A 2,054-nucleotide genomic window follows, 5' to 3' on the forward strand; every position below is an offset into this window, starting at 1 on the left:
GCTACGGCTGTCCGGGACGGACACGACCAGGTGGCCGTACCAGCGGCGCAGGGCCGCGCTGGAGTCTGTGTTCGCCTCCCGCCGGCTGTCGGCGCCGTGGGCGCTGTGCCCGTCGACCACCGAGGCTGATGTCGTGCGCGAGTGGCTGACGTGGGCGTCGGTCGGCATGGAGGGGGTGGTCTTCAAGAGGTTGGACGACGCCTACCGCCCGTCGGTGAGGGGCTGGCAGAAATACAAGGTCCGCGAGACGAGCGAGGCGATCGTCGGCGCGGTCACCGGCTCCCCGGCCTCTCCCCGCACGCTGCTGCTCGGCAGGTACGACGACCAAGGCCGCCTTCAGTACGTCGGCCGCACCACCACCCTCGCCCGGACGGCAGGTGCTGCGGTCGCCGGCCTGCTCGCTCCGGCGCGGCGCGGTCATCCCTGGACGGGCTGGTCTTTCTCCGCCGGGTGGGGCACCAGGGAGACGCTGAACGTCACGCTGGTAGAACCCGAGCTGGTGGCGGAAGTCGGCGTCGACGTCGCCCGTGACACCTCCGGCCGGTGGCGCCACCCCGCACGCTGGCACCGCGCCCGCCCCGACCTCTCCCCCGCCGACATCCCCCACCTGACATCGCCGCTCTGACTGCGGCGCAGCGCGGCGGCCCCGGCCGACGCGCGAGGAGCACTGGCGGCGCCCAATCCCCTCGCCCGCCGCCCGACACTTGTCCCACCCACCCACCTTCCTTGTTTTTCCTGCTGTGGGGCGTGGTCCGGGGGCGTAGAGGGGATGTCGGCCTCCCGACCACGGCCGGACTGGTGTGGTGACCTGCGGGTTCTCGGGCAGGCGCGGGAGTGGGTGAGGACGGTTGTCGGCCGGGTTGTCGGAGGGGATTTGGGCCTGGTCCACGGAGTCGTTGTCGCTTCGTGACCGTGGTCGGGGCTTCATGGTCGGGGTTTTGGTGGGGGCCGGCTGCTGCTGTGACCGGTACGCGCGGCGCCCGGCAAGGACGGTGCCGCACCGGACGGGAAGCGAGCGGATCCGTGATGATCGGCGTGGAGGTGGGCAGCGGGGACCGGCTGGCGCTGGGCGTGCTGTCGCAGTACCGGATGGCCACCACCGAGCAGATGCACCGGGTGATCGCCCCGTCGGTGCGCATCGAGCAGACGAGGCGCAGGCTGGCCAGACTGCGCGGGGAGGGGCTTGTCGACCGCATCACCTTGCCGCAGGCAGGGCGGACCCGGGTGTGGTTCCCCACCGCGTACGGCGTGCAACTCGTATCCGAGTGGCCCGAGATGCGCGGGCACCGGCCCTCCAGGACGGTGTCCGATCCGACGGCCGTGCGGCTGAAGGCCGGCCACACGCTGACCGTGGCCGAGACCGCGCTCGCCTTCCTCGAGGACGCCCGACGTCACGGCGACCTGTTCCGGCCGCTGGACTGGATTCCCGAGGTCCACCACCCGATCGGGAGTGGCGAGGCCGTCATCCCCGACGCGCTCCTGTACTACCGGCGCGGCCCCGCAGGCGGCGACAACGGGTCGATGCTGCGGGCGTTCGTGGAAGTCGACCGGGCCACCATGGGCCCCGAACGCCTCGCCGCCAAGCTGCCCGCGTACGAGCGCCTCTACCGCTACGTGCCCGAACAGTGCAGCAGCCAGTCGTGCCGGGCCTGTGCGTGCCCCTGCTCATGGGCGAGGACGGCGTCCAGCTGCCGCCCCTTGAGCCGGCGCAACGCGGCCGTGGTGATGACGAGCTGGGGCGCGGCCCCGGGCAGCCACCAGGCATCGGACCGCTCGCCCTCCAGCACCACGAGCCGATCGGCACCGGGTTCCTCGCCGGGCAACAGCGGTGCGCGTACGAGAAGTTCGGCCCGGCGCTGCCGGCGGCGGGCCCGGGCCCGGGCGATCTCACGGACCAGCATCGCCGCGCTCCACACGCCGCCGCCCGCGAGCATCACGGCGGTCGTCGACGCCCAGGAACCCCCGGTGCTCAGCGCGTACGCCTCCACGACCGGGTGCGGCGCCCCGGCGAACACATGACCGCGCACGGCCACCCACGCGGCGGCCGCGCTCAG

The 2,054-nt window shown here is 73.1% G+C and carries 2 protein-coding genes and 1 pseudogene; 2 read left to right on the plus strand and 1 reads right to left on the minus strand.

Annotation, left to right across the window (positions count from 1 at the left end; translation table 11 throughout):
* Nucleotides 1-625: ATP-dependent DNA ligase (locus ABWI07_RS43920; protein ID WP_353822183.1), on the plus strand; the 625-nt coding region annotated here is incomplete at its 5' end.
* 401 nt (nt 626-1,026) lie between these two features.
* Nucleotides 1,027-1,599, plus strand: a pseudogene (locus ABWI07_RS43925) (replication-relaxation family protein); the annotation flags it as partial.
* Nucleotides 1,600-1,610: 11 nt separating this feature from the next.
* Here the strand turns inward: ABWI07_RS43925 and ABWI07_RS43930 are convergent.
* Entirely contained in the window at nt 1,611-1,934 is a 324-nt protein-coding gene (locus tag ABWI07_RS43930) for a M48 family metalloprotease (RefSeq protein ID WP_353822184.1), read from the minus strand.
* Between the last annotated feature and the right edge of the window lie 120 nt (nt 1,935-2,054).

This window comes from Actinomadura sp. NPDC000600 (assembly GCF_040492135.1).
GTDB lineage: Bacteria > Actinomycetota > Actinomycetes > Streptosporangiales > Streptosporangiaceae > Spirillospora.

Bases quoted from the DNA above. Each gene is read 5' to 3' on its own strand.
- ABWI07_RS43930 (WP_353822184.1), bottom strand. From the start codon at position 1,934: ATGCTCGCGGGCGGCGGCGTGTGGAGCGCGGCGATGCTGGTCCGTGAG.